The 18,435-nt window shown below is 59.4% G+C and carries 19 protein-coding genes; 10 read left to right on the forward strand and 9 right to left on the reverse strand.

Annotated features, from left to right (window positions below; translation table 11 throughout):
* Positions 1–34: 34 nt before the first annotated feature.
* On the forward strand, positions 35–1,759 hold the full coding sequence (locus ACTG1P_RS10275; protein ID WP_440001191.1) for a proline--tRNA ligase: 1,725 nt from the start codon (positions 35–37) through the stop codon (positions 1,757–1,759).
* Between the two features lie 94 nt (positions 1,760–1,853).
* Here ACTG1P_RS10275 and ACTG1P_RS10280 read toward each other — a convergent pair whose 3' ends face one another.
* The 3 genes from ACTG1P_RS10280 to ACTG1P_RS10290 form a co-directional block, all read right to left on the reverse strand.
* Complete coding sequence (locus tag ACTG1P_RS10280; protein ID WP_157162400.1) at positions 1,854–2,534, reverse strand: SDR family oxidoreductase; 681 nt, start codon at positions 2,532–2,534, stop codon at positions 1,854–1,856.
* 31 nt (positions 2,535–2,565) lie between these two features.
* Positions 2,566–3,198 carry a TIGR04219 family outer membrane beta-barrel protein gene (locus ACTG1P_RS10285; protein WP_167557605.1) on the reverse strand — a complete coding sequence of 211 codons (633 nt, stop codon included), beginning with the start codon at positions 3,196–3,198 and terminating at the stop codon, positions 2,566–2,568.
* 95 nt (positions 3,199–3,293) lie between these two features.
* Complete coding sequence (locus tag ACTG1P_RS10290) at positions 3,294–3,743, reverse strand: copper chaperone PCu(A)C (protein ID WP_139402721.1); 450 nt, start codon at positions 3,741–3,743, stop codon at positions 3,294–3,296.
* A gap of 90 nt (positions 3,744–3,833) precedes the next feature.
* Between ACTG1P_RS10290 and ACTG1P_RS10295 the strand changes: the two genes are divergently transcribed.
* On the forward strand, positions 3,834–4,583 hold the full coding sequence (locus ACTG1P_RS10295; protein ID WP_440001192.1) for an enoyl-CoA hydratase-related protein: 750 nt from the start codon (positions 3,834–3,836) through the stop codon (positions 4,581–4,583).
* Between the two features lie 17 nt (positions 4,584–4,600).
* Here ACTG1P_RS10295 and ACTG1P_RS10300 read toward each other — a convergent pair whose 3' ends face one another.
* Entirely contained in the window at positions 4,601–5,029 is a 429-nt protein-coding gene (locus tag ACTG1P_RS10300) for a DUF2753 family protein (RefSeq protein ID WP_278171715.1), read from the reverse strand.
* A gap of 284 nt (positions 5,030–5,313) precedes the next feature.
* On the opposite strand from ACTG1P_RS10300, the gene ACTG1P_RS10305 reads away from it, so the two are divergent.
* Positions 5,314–5,973 (forward strand): CatB-related O-acetyltransferase, encoded by a 660-nt coding sequence (locus ACTG1P_RS10305; protein ID WP_440001193.1) that lies wholly within the window; start codon positions 5,314–5,316, stop codon positions 5,971–5,973.
* Between the two features lie 94 nt (positions 5,974–6,067).
* Here the strand turns inward: ACTG1P_RS10305 and ACTG1P_RS10310 are convergent, their stop codons facing one another.
* Positions 6,068–6,775, reverse strand: a complete 708-nt coding sequence (locus tag ACTG1P_RS10310) for a ParB-like protein (RefSeq protein WP_440001194.1) — start codon at positions 6,773–6,775, stop codon at positions 6,068–6,070.
* Positions 6,776–6,959: 184 nt separating this feature from the next.
* Here ACTG1P_RS10310 and ACTG1P_RS10315 point away from each other — a divergent pair, with 184 nt between their 5' ends.
* The 3 genes from ACTG1P_RS10315 to ACTG1P_RS10325 all read left to right on the forward strand — a co-directional run bounded on the left by ACTG1P_RS10315 (position 6,960) and on the right by ACTG1P_RS10325 (position 10,680).
* The gene (locus ACTG1P_RS10315) at positions 6,960–8,564 is read left to right on the forward strand and encodes a peptide ABC transporter substrate-binding protein (protein ID WP_440001195.1); all 1,605 of its coding nucleotides are present in this window, start codon (positions 6,960–6,962) and stop codon (positions 8,562–8,564) included.
* Positions 8,565–8,682: 118 nt separating this feature from the next.
* Positions 8,683–8,982, forward strand: coding sequence for a hypothetical protein (locus ACTG1P_RS10320; RefSeq protein ID WP_064339392.1), 300 nt, complete (start codon positions 8,683–8,685; stop codon positions 8,980–8,982).
* A 138-nt stretch (positions 8,983–9,120) separates the two neighbouring features.
* Positions 9,121–10,680: a methyl-accepting chemotaxis protein gene (locus ACTG1P_RS10325; protein WP_440001196.1), complete on the forward strand. Its 1,560-nt coding sequence runs from the start codon at positions 9,121–9,123 to the stop codon at positions 10,678–10,680.
* A 68-nt stretch (positions 10,681–10,748) separates the two neighbouring features.
* Here ACTG1P_RS10325 and dusA read toward each other — a convergent pair whose 3' ends face one another.
* Positions 10,749–11,735, reverse strand: coding sequence for a tRNA dihydrouridine(20/20a) synthase DusA (gene dusA / locus ACTG1P_RS10330; RefSeq protein WP_075115995.1), 987 nt, complete (start codon positions 11,733–11,735; stop codon positions 10,749–10,751).
* Between the two features lie 137 nt (positions 11,736–11,872).
* Here dusA and zur point away from each other — a divergent pair, with 137 nt between their 5' ends.
* Genes zur through ACTG1P_RS10345 form a run of 3 tightly spaced genes read left to right on the forward strand, consistent with a single transcriptional unit; the run spans position 11,873 to position 13,017 of the window.
* The gene (gene zur, locus ACTG1P_RS10335; RefSeq protein ID WP_005335805.1) at positions 11,873–12,331 is read left to right on the forward strand and encodes a zinc uptake transcriptional repressor Zur; all 459 of its coding nucleotides are present in this window, start codon (positions 11,873–11,875) and stop codon (positions 12,329–12,331) included.
* Positions 12,321–12,782: a chemotaxis protein CheX gene (locus tag ACTG1P_RS10340; protein ID WP_005335807.1), complete on the forward strand. Its 462-nt coding sequence runs from the start codon at positions 12,321–12,323 to the stop codon at positions 12,780–12,782. The genes zur and ACTG1P_RS10340 overlap by 11 nt, the downstream gene beginning before the upstream one ends.
* A 4-nt stretch (positions 12,783–12,786) precedes the next feature.
* A complete protein-coding gene (locus tag ACTG1P_RS10345; protein ID WP_042052444.1) occupies positions 12,787–13,017 on the forward strand; it encodes a hypothetical protein in 231 nt (76 codons plus the stop codon).
* A gap of 73 nt (positions 13,018–13,090) precedes the next feature.
* Here ACTG1P_RS10345 and brnQ (ACTG1P_RS10350) read toward each other — a convergent pair whose 3' ends face one another.
* The 3 genes from brnQ (ACTG1P_RS10350) to ACTG1P_RS10360 all read right to left on the reverse strand — a co-directional run bounded on the left by brnQ (ACTG1P_RS10350) (position 13,091) and on the right by ACTG1P_RS10360 (position 17,035).
* Positions 13,091–14,368: a branched-chain amino acid transport system II carrier protein gene (gene brnQ, locus ACTG1P_RS10350; RefSeq protein WP_440001197.1), complete on the reverse strand. Its 1,278-nt coding sequence runs from the start codon at positions 14,366–14,368 to the stop codon at positions 13,091–13,093.
* Between the two features lie 460 nt (positions 14,369–14,828).
* Complete coding sequence (brnQ, locus tag ACTG1P_RS10355) at positions 14,829–16,133, reverse strand: branched-chain amino acid transport system II carrier protein (RefSeq protein ID WP_440001198.1); 1,305 nt, start codon at positions 16,131–16,133, stop codon at positions 14,829–14,831.
* 191 nt (positions 16,134–16,324) lie between these two features.
* Positions 16,325–17,035: a tRNA1(Val) (adenine(37)-N6)-methyltransferase gene (locus ACTG1P_RS10360; protein WP_440001199.1), complete on the reverse strand. Its 711-nt coding sequence runs from the start codon at positions 17,033–17,035 to the stop codon at positions 16,325–16,327.
* 119 nt (positions 17,036–17,154) lie between these two features.
* On the opposite strand from ACTG1P_RS10360, the gene srmB reads away from it, so the two are divergent.
* Entirely contained in the window at positions 17,155–18,378 is a 1,224-nt protein-coding gene (srmB, locus tag ACTG1P_RS10365) for an ATP-dependent RNA helicase SrmB (RefSeq protein ID WP_005335816.1), read from the forward strand.
* The last annotated feature ends 57 nt before the right edge of the window (positions 18,379–18,435 follow it).

An 18,435-nucleotide genomic window follows, 5' to 3' on the forward strand; every position in this document is an offset into this window, starting at 1 on the left:
GGCCCCGCGCCCGTTCTAGCTAAGGTCTACCGCGATGCGTACCAGCCAATATCTGCTTTCCACTCTCAAGGAAACCCCCTCCGACGCTGAAGTTGTCAGCCACCAGCTGATGCTGCGCGCCGGGATGATCCGTAAACTGGCCTCCGGCATGTATGCCTGGTTGCCAACCGGTCTGCGGGTACTGAAGAAAATCGAGAACATTGTTCGCGAAGAGATGAACAATGCTGGTGCCGTCGAAGTCTCCATGCCGGTGGTTCAGCCTGCCGAGCTGTGGCAGGAGTCCGGCCGCTGGGATGACTACGGTCCCGAGCTGTGCCGTCTGACCGACCGCCACAACCGTCCCTTCGTGCTGGGCCCGACCCACGAAGAGGTGATCACTGCGCTGGTGCGTTACGAAGTGAACAGCTACAAGCAGCTGCCGCTCAACCTCTACCAGATCCAGACCAAGTTCCGCGACGAAGTGCGCCCCCGTTTCGGCGTGATGCGCGGCCGCGAATTCCTGATGAAGGATGCCTACTCCTTCCACATCGACAAGGAATCTCTGGTCGATACCTACGAGAAGATGCACGCAGCCTACTGCAAGGCGTTCACCCGCATGGGCCTGAACTTCCGTCCGGTGCAGGCCGATACCGGCTCCATCGGTGGTACCGGTTCCCACGAATTCCAGGTACTGGCCGAGAGCGGTGAAGACTTGATCGCCTTCTCCGACAGCTCAGATTACGCCGCCAACATCGAGATGGCCGAAGCGCTGGCACCGGCTGGTGAGCGCGCAGCCGCCACCGCAGCCCTGACCAAGGTTGCCACCCCGGCCGTCCACACTATCGACGAAGTGGCGGCCTTCCTGAACGTGGCTCCGACTGCCATCGCCAAGACCCTGCTGGTACTGGCAGAGGAAGATGAGCACGGCAAGCAGGCAGTCATCGCGCTGGTACTGCGTGGCGACCACGAATTGAACGAAATCAAGGCAGAGAAACTGGCTGGCGTGGCCAACCCGCTGACCTTCGCCAACGACGAGCAGATTAAAGCTGCAGCCGGTTGCGATGCAGGCTCCATCGGCCCGGTCGGCTTTGCCGGTCGCATCATCGTCGATCGCAGCGCCGCCCATCTGGCGGACTTCGTCTGCGGCGCCAACGAGACCGGATTCCACCTGACCGGTGCCAACTGGGATCGCGACATCGCTTCTTACGAAGTTGCCGACCTGCGCAACGTGGTGGAAGGCGACCCGAGCCCGTGCGGCCAGGGCAAGCTGCTGCTCAAGCGCGGTATCGAAGTGGGCCACATCTTCCAGCTAGGTACCAAGTACTCCGAAGCGATGAAGGCGAGCGTGCTGAACGAAGCTGGCAAGTCCGTCACCATGGAGATGGGTTGCTACGGTATCGGGGTTTCCCGCCTGGTAGCCGCCGCCATCGAGCAAAACAACGACCAGTACGGCATCATCTGGCCGGACGCCATCGCTCCGTTCATCGTTGCCATCGTGCCGATGAATATGCACAAATCCGAGCGCGTGGCCGAGCAGGCACAGCAGTTCTACGCCGAGCTGAAAGCCGCTGGTGTGGACGTGCTGTTCGACGACCGTAAAGAGCGCCCGGGCGTAATGTTCGCCGACATGGAGCTGCTGGGCATCCCGCACGCCATCGTCATCGGCGATCGCGGTCTGGACAACGGCGTGGTGGAGTACAAGTGCCGCCGCACCGGCGAGAAGCAGGAAGTGGCCATCAGCGACATCATCACCATGCTCAAGGCCAAACTGGGCCGTTAATTCCGCCCCCTTACCTGAATAGAAAAGCGCGCCGTTTGGCGCGCTTTTTGTTTCTGTATGTTCTGACGACGGCAACCGGGTGGCGGGCTTCGCCTCAGGGATTGCGACCGATAAAGAGGTCGGTCACGTGGCAGCTGCTTCTGGCTTCCAGCGCGTCGAGCATATAGGCCGCCGCATCTTCCGGGGTCATGAAGCCACTCGGGTCCACGTGATCCGAGTTATCCCAGAATTCGCTGCGGATCCCGCTCGGATAGAGGTTGACCAGCCGCAGCGGCGAGCCTTTCAGCTCGGCGCGCAACGACTCGAGAAAGCCGCGCATCCCCCATTTGGAGGCGCAGTAGAGGCTCTCGTTGGCCTTGCCCACCTGAGCGGCGGAGGAGAGCACATTGGCCAGCACTCCGCCCTTGTCGCCGATAAGCCGCACCGTCTGCTGGGCCACCAGAATGGTGGAGATAAGGTTACTCTCCACCACCCGGCGGATCTGCTCGGCAGTGTAGACACCGACCGGGCCAAACTCACCCACCCCGGCGCAGTGGATCACCATGTCGGGCAGGCCGCCCCACTCCACCGCAGCGGCGAAGGCAACGTCAACCTCTTCATGGTGCGCCAGATCGGCCGCGATGCCGATCACCGCGCTGCCGAGCAGTTGTTCCTGCTCCTGCAGTCGCTGATAACGGCGCCCCATCATGGAGACCTGATGGCCCCGCTCAACCAGACCTATGGTCAGCGCCCGGCCGAGACCAGAACCGGCACCTGTCACTATGATGTGGCCCATTATCGCTCCTCGTCGTCAGTTGACGGTCAGATTAGAAAGTGAATTCGCCGCCCATGAACCAGCCGTCTACAGACTGGTCGATATTGGCGAAGTCGACCTTGGCTTCACGCCAGCCGGCACGCAGCTTGATCGGCATGGAGGAGAACTTGTATGCGCCACCCAGACGGTAGTCATAGTTGTCTGCATCGTGGGTACGCAGGTCGCCGAAGAAGGAGATACCGGTGCCCGGGATCTTCACTTCGCTGCCGGCATAGGCCATCAGGGTATCTTCGTCATAACCCTTGCGACCGAAGTAGACCTGCTCGCCATCGTAGTGACGGCCGGTCATACCCAGATCGATCTTGAACAGATCGTTGTTGAACAGACGGTAGTAAAGGCTCAGATCGTAGGCAGTCAGATCATTCTTGAAGTTGCCGCCGGAGGTGCTGAAATCGGAGACTTCAAACTTGGCGTTCGGCAAGAAGATGATGCCGTGTTCCAGTTGCAGATAGCCGTTCCAGTTGTAGCTGTCGTCATAGCTGCCATCAGCACTGGTGCCATAGGCCTGACCACTGCCCTTGGCGGCCCATACGTCGGCACCGGCGGCAAAACGCCAGTCGTCAGCGGCCATGGCACTCTGGCTGCACAGAGCCAGCACAAAACCGGCAATCAGCGTCTTTTTCATTACGTCACTTCCTCTTGCATACATGGAAAAGAGCACTATTTTACTCGGTGCAGCCAAAATACCCAGCGTCAATCCTGAACAAACGACGACAAATGTCAGTGCTTCATATGCTTCATCTCTGCCATCGGCTCAATCGGCTTCACCGGCAGTGACAGATCCAGCTTTTGACCATCGTCCATGGTGAGGGTGAGCGGGAAAGGGGTCTGCTCGGAGAGCGTACCCACCTCGAACAGCATGATGTGCAGGCTGCCCGGCTTGAGCACCGCTTCGCCCTTGGCCGGGATCTCGATGCTCTCGACCTGACGCATCTTCATCACGCCATTTTCGTGCAGGTGAGTGTGCAGCTCGGCACGCCCGGCCGCAGCAGAAGCCGCCGCCACCAGCTTGACCGGCTGGTCGGCGTCATTCTTGAGCACCATAAAGGCGGCTGTGTTGGGGGAGCCAGGCGGCAACAGGCGCACATAACCGTCGACAGCCTCGACCTTGGCCAGTGCAGGCGCAGTCATACCCAGAACCAGCAGAGAATAAAACGCACGTTTAAACATGGTTGAAATCCTTTTATGATGTTGTTAAACGGCGCCAAGGTTACCCCAGCAGCAACCTTTTTTGCACCTTTCAATAACAAGGATTTAGACATGGCCCCCATTCTCATTGCCGAGCAGCAGGATGGCTTGCTCACCCTGACCCTCAACCGCCCCGACAAGCGCAACGCTCTCAATACCGAGCTCTATAAGCAACTGGTGGCAGCGCTGCGAGAGGCGGCAGCCGATGAGGAGGTGCATGTCCTGCTGTTGCAGGGGCAGCAAGATTGCTTTACCGCGGGCAATGACCTGGCCGACTTTATGGGCAAGAGCTCGCTGGAGCCCGACGATCCCATCCTGCAGTTCCTCCATACCCTGGCCGATTTCCCCAAACCCGTGATCGCCGCTGTTGCAGGCCCGACGGTGGGGATTGGCACCACCATTTTGCTGCACTGCGATCTGGTCTATCTGGGGGATAATGCCCGCTTGCAGCTTCCTTTCGTCGAGTTGGGACTGGTACCGGAGTTCGCCTCCAGCCTGCTGCTGCCGCGTCTGGTGGGACACCTCAAGGCGGCCGAGCTGTTGCTGCTGGCCGAGGCGATTGATGCCGAAGAGGCGCTGCGGCTCGGGCTGGCCAACAAGGTGGTGGCGGCCAATGGAGTGCTCTCCCTTGCCCGCGAGCAGGGACTGAAGCTGGCGGCCAAACCGCCCAGAGCGCTGCAAAAGAGCAAGGCGCTGCTGAAACAGGAGCTTAAACAGGCGGTGCACTTCGTCATTGATCTGGAAGCGCGCGCCTTCGCCCAGGCACTGCAAGGGGAAGAGGCGCAGCAACGGATCGCCCAGAAACTCAAGCGACGGGGCTGAGCCGCGCCCAAACCCGTTCAGTTGAGGCGAAAACGGCCGATCAGCTCACAACCCTGTACCTTGTCCTGCAACTGGATCAGCCGGGCAATTTCCGGATTGGGGTGGCGCTTGAGAAAGGCGAGCAGGGCACCGCGACAGCAACCCAGCTCGCTGATCAGCGCCTCGCACTCCCGGTTCGGGCATTGTGGCACCAGCGCAGTCACCAGCTCGGAGGCAAGCTTCAGGTAGCGCAGCTCGTAAGTCGGCTCATCCATCGCCCGCCAGAAGTCGGCCAGCCGGTGACAGGTGGCGGCTCGCATAGTGGCTAGTTCGGTCAACTCGACCTGGGTCATCTCGTAAACATCCCCCAGCGCCTGCTGATAAAAGCAGATCGCCGCCCCCAGCGAACCGGCCTGCCAGGCACGCTCCGCCTCCAGCATGTATCGTTGCCAACTTTGCGGTGTCATCTCGCTCTCCCGAGTCCGTCATGGTGGGAGTGTTATCATGGCTAATTGAGAATAAATATCAACCAGAGGGTTAGTGCAGGATCTCTGCGCAACCTTGGCAAACCCGGCGCCCGACCTTATGATCGCGCCCTTCCCTCTTCTTTGGAGCACACCACAATGCGACCACGCCTCCCGCAGATGCTGGGCTGCTCCCTGCTCTGCGTGCCCCGCATGCTGGTCTGGATCTATTAGCTTCGCTCACGCGAACGCAACCCATCCGATCCATTCAGCAAAGGAGTACCAGCATGAACACCTGCCAACACTGGTCGCAGGTCGAATACCTGCACCTGACAGTGACCAACCCCAATATCTGCCTCAAGGGGCAGCACAGCTACTACTCTGGTGCCTGGGATGGCCCCTTCGAAGAGGTGGCGGTGCGCTACCTCCATGGCGATCCCTTCAGCCGCAGCCCGGAAACCGGCTGGGAGCCGCTCTGGCATATCGACCGTCTCCATATCGGCGACTATGTGCAGATTGCCGCCGGGGTAAAGATCATCATGGGGGGCAACCACACCCACAACACGGCCTTCATCAGCACCTATCCGTTCGCCGATCTGGCGGCGCTCCAGCGCAGCTACCGCCCCGCAGGCGATACCCGCATCGGTAACGATGTCTGGATCGGCATGGAGGCGATGATCATGCCCGGCGTCACCATCGGCGACGGTGCCATCATCGCCGCCCGCTCGCTGGTCAATCAGGATGTGCCGCCCTATGCCATGGTGGCGGGCACCCCGGCCAGGGTGGTGCGAATGCGCTTTGGCGAGGAGGAGATTGCCCGGCTACAGGCCCTCGCCTGGTGGGATTGGCCGGATCAACAGGTCAACGATCTGCTACCGCTGATCCAGCAAGGCGAAGTCGCCCTGCTTGAGCAGGCGGCTGCCCGCTGGGCGGAGCGCCATGAGTGACCACCGCTAACCAGTAGCTGACAGCATAAGGGCGACCCCGGGGTCGCCCTCTTTTATCTCCGGCATACTCTGGATGCCGGCATCACACATCAACTCACTGCGCGCTTTTGGACTGGTTGAGGCTGCACTGCTTGCCGGGATAACCGGGTAGATCCTTGGCATCGCTGCCGCAGGCGAGCCGTTTGGCCTGTTGCAGTCGAGCCGCCAGATTGGCGCTGTCCACCGGCATCCACTGCATCTGCTTGCCAAGCCAGCTAGCCCAGGCAAACTCGACGAAATAGACCTGTTTATCCTTGCGAAAGTAGCCCGCATTCTGCAGCAGCCCGGCGAGGGTGCGATAGGGGTAATCAGGCAGCTTGTCGATACTGGTCGGCAACTGCTCCGGGGTCAGCGGCTGCCCCTTCTCATCCTTGAGCCAGGCCCAATGGTTGTTCTGCATCTGGCTCCAGAAGTTGGCCTTGTCCTGCAGGCGGCCAATCACCTTGACCCGGGCATCCTTGACGCCCTGCTGCCACAGCGCCTTGGTGAGATGGTGCCTGTCCACCAGCCAGTAGCTGCCATCCGGCGCAATCACCACGGGGATCTCTTTCTTTTTCATCAACTTGTCGAGCTGCTTTGCGCTCATGCCGGCCAATGTGGCCTGGGTCTCATCAACCTGGATCTGGCCGACGCCCCCCTGGGTCGGGTGCAAGGCATCGATGCCGATCTCGCACCAGTTGCCCACCGCCGTGTCGCTCTGGCACGGGGCCAACGCCCAGGCACTCTGGCTCAACACACAGGCCAGCACTAACCATGCTTTCATCGTTTGACACTCCTCACCACATTGAACTGCACAGACGCCGGGAACGCTCTGCTACCCCGATTGGGAGTGAGAGTCGAATGCTGGCGGTCAGACCAGCAAACGGGATATCATGATTTCCCATCTGTCGGCGATATTTTCTCGCCGAGTTTTCTCCCCGCTTCACACTATTTGAAGGATCCGACCCATGAAAGGATGGACCCCCTTGCTGGCCCTGCTGGGCTGTGCTGCTGTCCAGGCTGCCGATATTCCCGCCGGAACACAACTCGCCGCCGAGCAGATTGTCGTTCGCCACCTCAAGGATGAACCTGCGAGCCTGAGCCCGCTCAAGCTGGTCGGCCTGCCAGAGTTGCAGGTACTGCGGGATCTGTTCGAGGGGCTGCTGACCCAGGGGCCGGATGGCAAACCGGTTGCCGGGGTGGCGGCCAGCTGGGAGAACAAGGGCAACCAGTTCTTTACCTTCCATCTGCGCCCGGATGCGCGCTGGTCCAACGGCGATCCGGTCAAGGCCGGTGACTTCGTCTACGGCTGGCGCAAGCTGGTCGACCCGAAAGAGGCGGCCACCTTCGCCTGGTTTGCCCAACTGGCCCGTTTCGACAAGGTGGACGAAATAGTCGCTGGCAAATTGCCTGCCAGCGAGCTGGGGGTCAAGGCCCTTGATGACAACACCCTGCAGGTGACCCTCTCCCAACCGGTGCCCTACTTCCTGAACCTGCTAAGCCACCCCAGCCTGTCGCCGCTCCATCAGGCCAGCATCGAGCAGTACGGCAACCTGTGGACCCAACCCGGCAAACTGGTGGGCAACGGTGCCTTTGTGTTGAACAACCGGGTGGTCAACGAGAAGCTGGAGCTGACCCCCAACCCTTATTACTGGGATCGGGCCCATACCGTATTGACCAAGGTGATCTTCATGCCGATCAATCAGGAGAGCGCGGCGACCAACCGCTATCTGGCGGGCAATCTGCATATCACCGAATCCTTCCCCAAAGAGCAGTACGACAAGCTGAAGCAGCAGATCCCGAATGAGGTCTACACCCCGGATCAGCTCGGCACCTACTACTACGCCTTCAATACCCGTCAGGCACCACTGAACGATGTGCGGGTGCGCAAGGCGCTCTCCTACACCATCGACCGCGCCCTGATCGCCGACAAGGTGCTCGGTACCGGCGAGAAACCGGCTTATCACTTCACTCCGGATGTGACCGCCAGCTTCACCCCAACCGCCAACCTGCTCTCCACCAGCAGCCAGCCGGCGCTGGACAGCAAGGCCAAGGCCCTGCTCAAGGAGGCCGGTTACGGCCCGGACAAGCCGCTCAAGCTGACCCTGCTCTACAACACCGCGGAAATTCACAAGAAGATGGCACTGGCGATTGCCAGCATGTGGAAGCAGAAGCTGGGCGCCGAGGTCGAGCTGACCAATCAGGAGTGGAAAACCTATCTCGACAGCCGCCAGAGCGGTCAGTTCGAGGTGATCCGCTCCTCCTGGGTCGCAGATTACAACGACCCATCAGCGTTCCTCGGCCTGTGGGGCTCTCGTCACAGTGGCAATATGGCAGGCTTTGCCAATGCCCGTTATGACCAGCTGCTGGCAGAGGCGGCCAGCACTCAGGATGCAGCCAGCCGCAGCAAGCTGTTTGGCGAGGCGGAGGCGATCCTGCTGGATCAAGCCCCCATCGCCCCCATCTACCAGTACACCAATGCCCGACTCATCAAGCCATGGCTCAAGGGCTACCCCATCAACAACCCGGAAGATGTGGCCTACAGCCGCCAGCTGTACCTCGTCAAACACTGACACCGGCCACAACGATGCGAGGCCCCGCTGGGCCTCGCTATTGATACTGTTCACATCCCGATTTCCAGCCTAAAATGCCGCCCCTCCTGTTCAATTAATCTCCAATATCCAGTCAGACATGCGTTATTTGATACTGCTCTCGTTGTTGTGGATCCTGCCTGCACAGGCCAACAGCGAATCCCAATGCCAGCAAGAGTTTGTCGGCTGGATGCTGCATCAGCAGCAACAGTTCAGCGATCGCAAGTCTGACAAGATGGAACGGCGCCGGGCCGAGCGGGCCATCGAGTTGGCTCGTCAGGAGTACGACAAACAAGCCAGCTTCTGCAAAACCATGCAGCTTGTACATGAGTACAAAGATGATGATCCTCGCCTCGCCCCAAGAAAGGGTGAAGTTCACGATTTCACACCGGCCAGCTGACCCTCACTTCATCAATTCATTGTGTTGATTAATTGACCCAAGCCAAGTTCGGGTCACTGAAGAGCCTTAGAATGATTAACTGAGAACGACAATAAAAAAACATAGTTATCAGTTATTTGGCTTTTTCAGGAACGACACATGACCAGACTCAATCAGGAGGGGGAGATACACTTCCCCGACAACATCGCACTCATCTCGACCACGGATCCCGCCAGTCATATTACCTACGCCAACCAGCACTTCTGTGATGTGGCCGGGTATGGTGCAGCCGAAATGGAAGGCGTACCCCACAATCTGGTACGTCACCCCGACATGCCCAAGGCGGCCTTCGCCGACATGTGGCAGCGGTTGCGACAGGGCAAAAGCTGGATGGGGCTGGTCAAGAACCGCGCCAAAAGCGGTCAGTTCTATTGGGTAAACGCTTACGTCACCCCGATCCTCAATGCGCAGAAGGAGATCGTCGAGTTCCAGTCGGTGCGCACCAAACCCGCCGCCAGCGATGTGGCCTGGGCCGAGCAGCTCTATGGCCTGCTGCGAAGCGGCAAGGCGCTTCCCTGGCTGAGCCGCTTTCACATTGAACCGGGTCGGCTGACCCTCTGGCTCTCCGTTTCTGCCTTGCTCACCACCCTTGCTACCTTTGCCACCGGCAACCTATTATGGCTGCTGCCCACCGCCTTGTTGCTGTTGGCACAGGCAATCCACGGCTGGCGATTGCAGCAACGGCTGGCTCATCTGCTCACCCTTGCCGATCAAGACAAGGGAACCCGCCTCTGTCAGGTGCTCTACACCCGACGGCGCGACACCCTGGCGGCCGTCGAACTGGCCCTGCGGATGAAGCAGGCCGAGCTCAAGGCCGTGGTCGGGCGCAGCGCCGACACTAACCAGCAGATCCTGCAGGCAGCCGAAGATGACCGGGGCAATATCCAGACCATTGATACTCATCTGCAGCAGCAGCGCGCCCACAGCGAGCAGCTGGCGACCGCCATCACCGAGCTGAGCCACTCCATTCGGGATGTGGCCCACAGTGCCCATGAGGCGAGCAATCTGGTCATAGAGGTACAGCAGGTCTCCGACGAGGGGCTGCAAGCATTGGCGACCACCCGATCTGCCGTCAACCAACTCCATCAGGAGCTGGATGCCAACCATGCCGTGCTGGCCCAGCTCACCAGCGACAGCCAGAAGATCAGCGGTATTCTGGAGGTGATCAGTCAAATCGCCGACCAGACCAACCTGCTCGCCCTCAATGCGGCCATCGAGGCCGCCCGGGCGGGCGAACAGGGGCGCGGTTTTGCCGTGGTGGCGGATGAAGTGAGGGCGCTGGCCCAGAAGACCCGTGCCTCGACCAGCGAGATCCACGAGATGATCCTGGCGCTACAACAGACTACACGACAGCTGTCGGACGGGATGACGCAAGGGGCGCAGACCTCGGTGCGCTGCCAGCAGCACGCGGGCACCACCGCCGACGTGCTCACCCAGATAAACCAAATGTTGGGGCAGGTAACCCGCACCAGTGACGAGATCGCCCAGGCGGTAAGTCAGCAGGCCGACGTCACGGCGACCCTCGATGAAGGGGTACACCAGATCCACCAGCTGGCCAGCCACACCGCCGACAACAGCAGGCAGGCCCTCGATGGCATCACCCTGCTGGTAGAGCGGCTGCAGGACCTCTCGCGGCTGATCAACCAGTTCAGATATTGAAGCGACAGCGATCAAAAAAGCGCGTCAACTGACGCGCTTTTTGTTGCTCTTGCCTTGGCACAACTGGCTTATTCGGCCGTCTCGCTGGCGGCAAACTCCGGCACCTTGGCCATGGCATCCAGCACCACCTGAATACCGGCGCCCGGTTTGCAGGCGTTCTCGCTCAGGTGACGGCGCCAGGCGCGGGCACCCTGCATGTTCTGGAACAGCCCCAGCATGTGGCGAGTCATGTGGGAAAGGTAGTTGCCCTTGGCCAGCTCCTGCTCGATATAGGGCAGCATCATCCGCACCACCTCGTGGCGGCTCGGCACGGCGTTGTTCTGACCGAACACCAGATTGTCAACCTGCGCCAGAATGTAGGGGTTCTGATAGGCTTCACGCCCCATCATGACGCCATCGACGTGTTGCAGGTGCTCGAGAGTCTGCTCCATGGAGGTGACGCCACCGTTGAGGGCGATGGTGAGCTCCGGGTAATCCTGCTTGACCCGATAGACACGGGGATAATCGAGGGGCGGGATCTCGCGGTTCTCCTTGGGGCTCAGGCCGCTCAGCCACGCCTTGCGGGCATGGACGATGAAGGTGTCGCAACCGGCATCGCGCACCTGTTCGATAAAGGCCTGCAGAAATTCGTAGGAGTCCTGATCGTCGATACCGATACGGGTCTTCACCGTCACCGGAATATCGACCACATCGCGCATCGCCTTGACGCAGTCAGCCACCAGCGCCGGTTCACCCATCAGGCAGGCGCCAAAGCGACCGTTTTGCACCCGATCGGAGGGGCAGCCGACGTTGATGTTCACCTCGTCATAGCCGCGCTCCTCGGCCAGCTTGGCACAGCGCGCCAGATCGGCCGGATTGCTGCCCCCCAGCTGCAGGGAGATGGGGTGCTCCTGCTCGCTGTAACCCAGATAATCCCCCTTGCCGTGGATGATGGCGCCGGTGGTCACCATTTCGGTATAGAGCAAGGTCTGGCGGCTCATCAGTCGATGAAAGTAACGGCAATGCCGATCAGTCCAGTCCAGCATGGGGGCGATGGAAAAACGCTGCGCCTGCATAAAAATCATCCGGGTTGGCTAAAGAAAGGGGCGGATTTTATCACAACGTGAAGCAGCCCCAGAAAATGAATTTTGTCGCCGCGCCATGCGAGGCCCTGTGATAGTATCCGGCTAATAGAAAGGGTATCTGCGCGATCATGAATCAAGACCAACTTTTACAACGAGCCGAGCGACTCTGTATACAGCGAGGGATCCGCTTCACCCCGACCCGACGTCAGGTATTTCGCCTGCTGGCGGCACACGGCAACGCCATCAGCGCCTATGATTTGTTGGCCCAGCTGCAACAAACCGAAGCCAATGCCAAGCCGCCAACCGTCTATCGGGCACTCGATTTTTTGCTCGAACAGGGCTTTGCTCACAAGGTGGAATCTCTCAACGCGTTTATCTTCTGCTGCCACTTCGATCACGCTCACCCGATGCAGTTGTTGATCTGCGACGAGTGCGGGGATGTGGTCGAGCTTCACGATACGGCGATCGATAGCGCGTTTTCCGAGCAGGCCCACTTGCATGGTTTTACTATTACCAATAAGACGATAGAGGCACATGGCCAATGTGCCCGTTGTACGCCCACTGTAGGAAGTCATCATGAAGGCTGATTTTGTAAATCCGTTCCTGCTATCCCTGCTCAATGTGCTCTCGACCATGGCACAGCTGGAACTCAAACCGGGCAAACCGAAACGCAAGATGGATGAGTTGGCGCGCGGTGACGTCTCCGGCCTGATCGGCATGGTCGGCCCGCAGACCCGTGGCTCCCTCTCAATCAGCTTCGAGAAGGGGCTGGCACTGGAGATCATGCGCCGAATGCTGGGGGAAGCTCCCGCCAACATCAACGAAGAGGTGACCGACATGGTCGGTGAAATCACCAACATGGTGACCGGCGGTGCCAAGCGGATGCTGGGCGAGAAGGGCTACGAGTTTGACATGGCGACCCCCATCATCGTCTCCGGCCCCAACCACACCATTACCCACCGTGCCGATGGCACCAAGATCATGATGCCGTTCGAATCGGATTTCGGTCGCGCCACTATCGAAATCTGCTTCGAGTAACCTTATGTGGAAAGCATTGAAATGGATTTTCATCTGCTGGGCCCTGCTGTTGATCCTGTCGGACATTCAGATCAGCACCTCCCTCTACAAGTACGAAGATAACCGGGTGCTCATCAACTTCCCGCGCTGGGAAGCCAAGCAGCCCTGGGGCACCTTCGAGTGGCATGCCGGACGGGTAGAAACCCACTGGTATGGTCTGGATGGCAAACCCAAGCCGTCAGGCCCGCAAATCTGATCCGGTAACGGATCCGGCAGAAACAGAAGAGGCCAGCAGTTGCTGGCCTCTTTGCTATCTCGTTGTTTCTGAATCAAGCCGCTTCGGCCGCCAACTTCCCGCTTGGTCGCACCAGGATGCCGACGATGCAGGCCAGCAGAGTCGGCAGCAGCCAGGCAAGCCCCTTGTCGAACAGCGGCAGGAAGGCAAAGCCCTCCATCGCCATCCCGGCAGCCCCCAGCCCATCGAGGCAACCAAATAGAAAGGCGACCGTCAGCACGCCGCGAAACGCCAGCCGTGGCTGGGCAAACCATTCCTTGAGGAAGGTCACCAGCACCAGCGCGATGGCAACCGGATAGATGGCCACCAGCACCGGAATCGAGAGGCCGATCAGCTCGCTCAGCCCCACATTGGCCACCACTGCACAGAGCGCCCCCAGCAGCATCACCCAGTTGCGATAGGCCCAACCTGTAAGGCCATGGAAGTAGTCGGCACCGGCACAGAGCAGGCCGACAGCACTGGTAAAACAGGCCAGGGTGATGATGGCAGCCAGAATAAACTGACCCGGTTGACCAAACAGACTCAGGACGTAAGCATTGACGATGGCGCCGCCGTTGCTGATATCGCTTGCGACCCCACCGGCGCTGTTGCCCAGCTGAAAGAGCGAGACATACACCGCCGACAGCCCGACTGCCGAGATCAAGCCTGCGATGGTCAGATATTTGAACTGGCTGCGATAATCCTCGATCCCCTTCTGGCGCAACAAACCGATGATCAGGGCGCCAAACATCAGGGAGGCCAGGGTATCCATGGTGTTGTACCCCTCCAGCATCCCCTTGGTCAGGGCTGCATCTATGTATTCACCGCTGGCATCAGGCATGGTGCCCTGCGGCGTCATAAAGACCCCGACCGCCAGAATAAGCAGCATTGCCATCAGGGCTGGGGTCAGATACTTGCCGACCGCATCGAGCAGTTTGCCGCGATCGAGCGCCACCATGATCACCAGCGCAAAGAAACTCAGGGTGTAGATCAGCAGTCCCACATGACCGGTATCGCCAAGCCAGGGCTTGAGCCCCATCTCGTAGGCGACCAGACCGGTGCGGGGAATGGCAAAGGCGGGTCCCATGATGATATAGATGGCGATGGCCAGCGCAGTCGCCGCCCCGGCGGGCAGATAGCGGGTCATTCCGGTCCAGCCACTCGCGCCGCCCCCCGAACTCCCCTTAGCCACCGCAATCAGGGTGATCAGCGGCAAGCCCACTGCCGTTAGCAAAAAGCCGCACATGGCGGCCAGCAGATGCTCACCAGCCATAAAACCGGCCAGCGGCGGAAAAATGATATTGCCAGCCCCCAGATAGAAGGCAAATGTCATAAACCCCAATCCGAATACGTCGGACAACTTCAATGATTTCGTCAAACTCAACCTCATCTGCCTTATCAGCTTGTTATTGATTGCACCCACTGCCTGGCAGATAACCGGTAACAATACCTCTCGTCCCCACACGGCCCGCGGACCGGATGAGGCGCACCATCTTTAGCATAAAGAAGAGAAGTTCGATCTCAATCACCAATTAATATCTTGAAACAATTTACCGCTGCGGAATTAATCACCGAACAACTTCGCGCTCCATAAAGAGGTGTCACACGTGGCGTATAGGAGGCAAGAAGAGGGAAACCGGTTATAGCGGCAAAATACGGCTGCTCAGGTGCTATCTGCGTACAGTGACAATTACGGCAGCAAAGCGAGGCGAGGCGAGGCGAGAAGCGAGGCTCACAAAAACACAAAAGAGCCTGCACGGGGCAGGCTCTTGGCAATATCACATCAGGCGTGATCAGGCAGCTTCGGCAGCCATCTCGGTCGGACGCACCATCACGCCAACTAGGCAGGCCAGCAGGGTCGGCATCAGCCAGGCGAGGCCCTTGTCGAACAGCGGCAGGAAGGCAAACGCATCCATCTTCATACCGGCAGCACCCAGACCATCCAGGCAACCGAACAGGAAGGCAACCATCAACACGCCACGGAACACCAGACGGGGACGGCCGAAATAACCCTTCAGGAAGGTGACCAGTACCAGCGCCACGGCAACCGGATAGATGGCAACCAGCACCGGAATGGAGAGGCTGATCAACTGGCTCAGACCCACGTTGGCGACCACGGCACAGATAACGCCCAGCAACACCACCAGCTTCTTGTAAGCCATGCCGGTCAGATTGTGGAAGAAATCGGAACAGGCGGAGATCAGGCCCACGGCAGTGGTGAAGCACGCCAGAGTGATGATGGCCGCCAGAATGAACTGACCCGGCTGACCAAACAGGCTCAGTACGTAGGCGTTGACGATAGCGCCACCGTTGCTGACATCGGTCGCCACACCGGCCGCAGTGTTGCCCAGCTGGAACAGGGAGACGTACACCACGCTCAGACCAACGGCAGATATGAGGCCGGCAATGGCCAGATACTTGAACTGGCTCTTGTAATCGTTGATGCCTTTCTGGCGCAGCAGATCGACGATCAGGGCGCCAAACATCAGGGACGCCAGGGTGTCCATGGTGTTGTAGCCTTCCAGGATCCCTTTGACGAAGGGGCTGTTCTGATAGTCACCGGACGCATCAGGCATGGAGCCTTGCGGTGCTACGAATACACCGATCGCCAGAGTCAGCAGCAGCAGCATCAGTACCGGAGTCAGGTATTTGCCGATGGCGTCCATCAGCTTGCCCTGGTTCATGGAGACCAGAATGGCCACACCAAAGAAGATCACGGTATAGGCCGCCAGACCCGCCTGCCCCATATCGCCGATGAACGGCTTGAGGCCCATTTCATAGGCAACCAGACCGGTACGGGGCGCGGCAAAAGCCGGGCCTATGATGATATAGATGGCAACGGCCAGCGCAGTCGCGACACCGGCAGGCAGCAGTTTGGTCATGCCAGTCCAACCGTTACCGGCTTTCGCCACGGCCAGGATGGTCACCAGAGGCAGGCCCACGGCAGTGACCAGAAAGCCAAACATCGCCAGGGAGAGGTGCTCACCAGCCATGTAACCGGCCAACGGTGGGAAAATGATGTTACCGGCGCCCAAGTAGAAGGCGAAGGTCATAAACCCTAATCCGAGTACATCGGACAATGTGAGTGATTTCGTCAAGTTCAACCTCGTCTGTCTTGTAAATTATTGCTTGTTATAGTTTTTATCGGTCGCTGACCGGGTGTGTTCAGGGGGTATAAAAAAAGAGCCCCGCATGTTTTTTCATCGCAACCAGTGGTTTTAGCTGGTCTGGAGCGGGCGCTCGATCTGGAACCAGCATAATGGCGTGAAAAAATAGTTCAAGACGAAATTTACATCTTCAAATAGAAGGGGCTGGTCAGTTGGATATATCTGTCGGAATAGGCCCCATCAGCAGAATGGATCACAATTTCACCCCTCTCATACCTGTTTAATCCTCTGCCAAGTAGCAATAAAACACGATTTGCCTCTTTACCCTCTCTGGTGATAACAGCTGTATAACAAATGCCATGCAGATCATAATTCGCCGAAGTGCATAAAATTTCATCGGCCATCGCCGTCGGCAGCACCAGCGCCACCTGCCCGTTCGGGCTCAGAAAACGATTGCATGCCGCCAGTAATGCGGGGCTGTCTAGGGCGCCGGTATGGCGGGCCAACGCCCTCGCCGGATCGCTAAATGACTGGCCTGCAACGAAATAGGGAGGGTTGGAGACGACAAGATCGTAAGGGTCAGCCTGATAATCCTGAATGGCACTCTCTATGACGGTCACCCGATCGGCCCAGGGAGAAGCAGCCGCATTCTCCCGCGCCTGGCTGGCCGCATTAATATCCAGCTCGACCGCATCAAGACGGCAGTCAGCTCTGCTGCGCTGGGCCAGCATCAGGGCGATCAGGCCGCTGCCGGTGCCGATATCGAGCACTCGACGCGCCTGTTCGACCGGCGCCCAGGCACCGAGCAAAATGCCATCGGTGCCTACCTTCATGGCGCAGCGATCGTGATTGATGTGGAACTGTTTGAAGGTAAATCCGCGACTACGTCCCATCTGGCCCCCGTCATCTGCAAAAATGGTGGGCGATTATAGCGGCTAAGACACACTCACCAATAGGAGCCGACGAGATAATCGCCTATAATCTGCCGTTTCCTTAATGACCGAGTATTGCCATGAGCCAGTCCTTTGATGATTTCGACCTGCACCCAGCCCTCAACCGGGCCTTGGCCGAGATGGGATTCACCCGCCCCACCACCATCCAGCAGATGGTGCTGGAGCCAGCCCTGGACGGCCGCGATATTCTGGCATCCGCCCCGACCGGTACCGGCAAGACTGCCTCCTTCCTGCTGCCGGCCCTCCAGCACCTGCTGGACTTCCCGCGCCGCAAGCCGGGCCCCTGCCGCATGCTGATCCTGACCCCGACCCGCGAGCTGGCGCTGCAGGTGACCGCCCACGCCAAGGCGCTGGCGGCTCACACCAACCTCAGCATCGAGACCATCATCGGCGGCGTCAGCCATGAAGAGCAGCTGCCTGCTCTGACCAAGACCACCGACATCGTGGTCGCCACCCCGGGCCGTCTGCTCGAGTACATCGAGAAAGAGGAGTTCGAGAGCCACGACATCGAAGTGCTGGTGCTGGATGAAGCGGACCGCATGCTGGACATGGGCTTTATCAAGGATGTGAACCGCATCGTGGAAGAGGCGCGCTACCGCAAGCACACCATGCTCTTCTCCGCCACCCTGGAAGGGGCCGGCCTTGAGAAGTTCGCCAACGAGATCCTCAAGGATCCGGTGGAGCTGCACGCCGAGCCGCCCCGCAGCGAGCGTCGCCCCATCACCCAGTGGATCCATCTGGCCGATGACGCCGCCCACAAGCTGGCGCTGCTGACCCATATCCTGAAAGATCCGGAAACCCAGAAGGCGATCATCTTCGTCAAGACTCGCGAGCGTCTGGCGGAGCTCTCCGGCCAGCTGCAGGCCGCGGGTATCTCCTGCGCCTGGATCCGTGGCGAGATGGAGCAGAGCAAGCGTATCGAATCGATCCGCAAGTTCCACGAAGGGGAAGTACCCTTCCTGATCGCCACCGACGTCGCCGCCCGCGGCATCGACCTGCCGAACGTCAGCCACGTCATCAACTACGACATGCCCTACGGCGCCGACGTTTACGTCCACCGGATCGGCCGTACCGGCCGCGCCGGCAACCGTGGCTGCGCCATCAGCCTGGTGGAAGCCCACGACATGGCGATGGTCGCCAAGATCGAGCGCTACACCGAAGAGCGCCTCAAGCGCCGGGTGATCGACGAGCTGCGCCCGAAACACAAGGAAGCGCGGGTACCGGTGAAGAAGAAAAAGCCGGTCGACAAGAAGAAGTCCGCCAAGAAGAAAAAGAAGAAGTGATCGCCTGGCGATAAAGAGAAGGGCCATCCCGCGGGATGGCCCTTCTGCATTCTGAAT

It is taken from the genome of Aeromonas sp. 11P (genome assembly GCF_051920165.1).
Lineage (GTDB): Bacteria > Pseudomonadota > Gammaproteobacteria > Enterobacterales > Aeromonadaceae > Aeromonas > Aeromonas veronii.

Bases quoted from the DNA above. Each gene is read 5' to 3' on its own strand.
- ACTG1P_RS10275 (WP_440001191.1), top strand. From the start codon at position 35: ATGCGTACCAGCCAATATCTGCTTTCCACTCTCAAGGAAACCCCCTCC.
- ACTG1P_RS10280 (WP_157162400.1), bottom strand. From the start codon at position 2,534: ATGGGCCACATCATAGTGACAGGTGCCGGTTCTGGTCTCGGCCGGGCG.
- ACTG1P_RS10285 (WP_167557605.1), bottom strand. From the start codon at position 3,198: ATGAAAAAGACGCTGATTGCCGGTTTTGTGCTGGCTCTGTGCAGCCAG.
- ACTG1P_RS10290 (WP_139402721.1), bottom strand. From the start codon at position 3,743: ATGTTTAAACGTGCGTTTTATTCTCTGCTGGTTCTGGGTATGACTGCG.
- ACTG1P_RS10295 (WP_440001192.1), top strand. From the start codon at position 3,834: ATGGCCCCCATTCTCATTGCCGAGCAGCAGGATGGCTTGCTCACCCTG.
- ACTG1P_RS10300 (WP_278171715.1), bottom strand. From the start codon at position 5,029: ATGACACCGCAAAGTTGGCAACGATACATGCTGGAGGCGGAGCGTGCC.
- ACTG1P_RS10305 (WP_440001193.1), top strand. From the start codon at position 5,314: ATGAACACCTGCCAACACTGGTCGCAGGTCGAATACCTGCACCTGACA.
- ACTG1P_RS10310 (WP_440001194.1), bottom strand. From the start codon at position 6,775: ATGAAAGCATGGTTAGTGCTGGCCTGTGTGTTGAGCCAGAGTGCCTGG.
- ACTG1P_RS10315 (WP_440001195.1), top strand. From the start codon at position 6,960: ATGAAAGGATGGACCCCCTTGCTGGCCCTGCTGGGCTGTGCTGCTGTC.
- ACTG1P_RS10320 (WP_064339392.1), top strand. From the start codon at position 8,683: ATGCGTTATTTGATACTGCTCTCGTTGTTGTGGATCCTGCCTGCACAG.
- ACTG1P_RS10325 (WP_440001196.1), top strand. From the start codon at position 9,121: ATGACCAGACTCAATCAGGAGGGGGAGATACACTTCCCCGACAACATC.
- dusA (WP_075115995.1), bottom strand. From the start codon at position 11,735: ATGCAGGCGCAGCGTTTTTCCATCGCCCCCATGCTGGACTGGACTGAT.
- zur (WP_005335805.1), top strand. From the start codon at position 11,873: ATGAATCAAGACCAACTTTTACAACGAGCCGAGCGACTCTGTATACAG.
- ACTG1P_RS10340 (WP_005335807.1), top strand. From the start codon at position 12,321: ATGAAGGCTGATTTTGTAAATCCGTTCCTGCTATCCCTGCTCAATGTG.
- ACTG1P_RS10345 (WP_042052444.1), top strand. From the start codon at position 12,787: ATGTGGAAAGCATTGAAATGGATTTTCATCTGCTGGGCCCTGCTGTTG.
- brnQ (WP_440001197.1), bottom strand. From the start codon at position 14,368: ATGACATTTGCCTTCTATCTGGGGGCTGGCAATATCATTTTTCCGCCG.
- ACTG1P_RS10360 (WP_440001199.1), bottom strand. From the start codon at position 17,035: ATGGGACGTAGTCGCGGATTTACCTTCAAACAGTTCCACATCAATCAC.
- srmB (WP_005335816.1), top strand. From the start codon at position 17,155: ATGAGCCAGTCCTTTGATGATTTCGACCTGCACCCAGCCCTCAACCGG.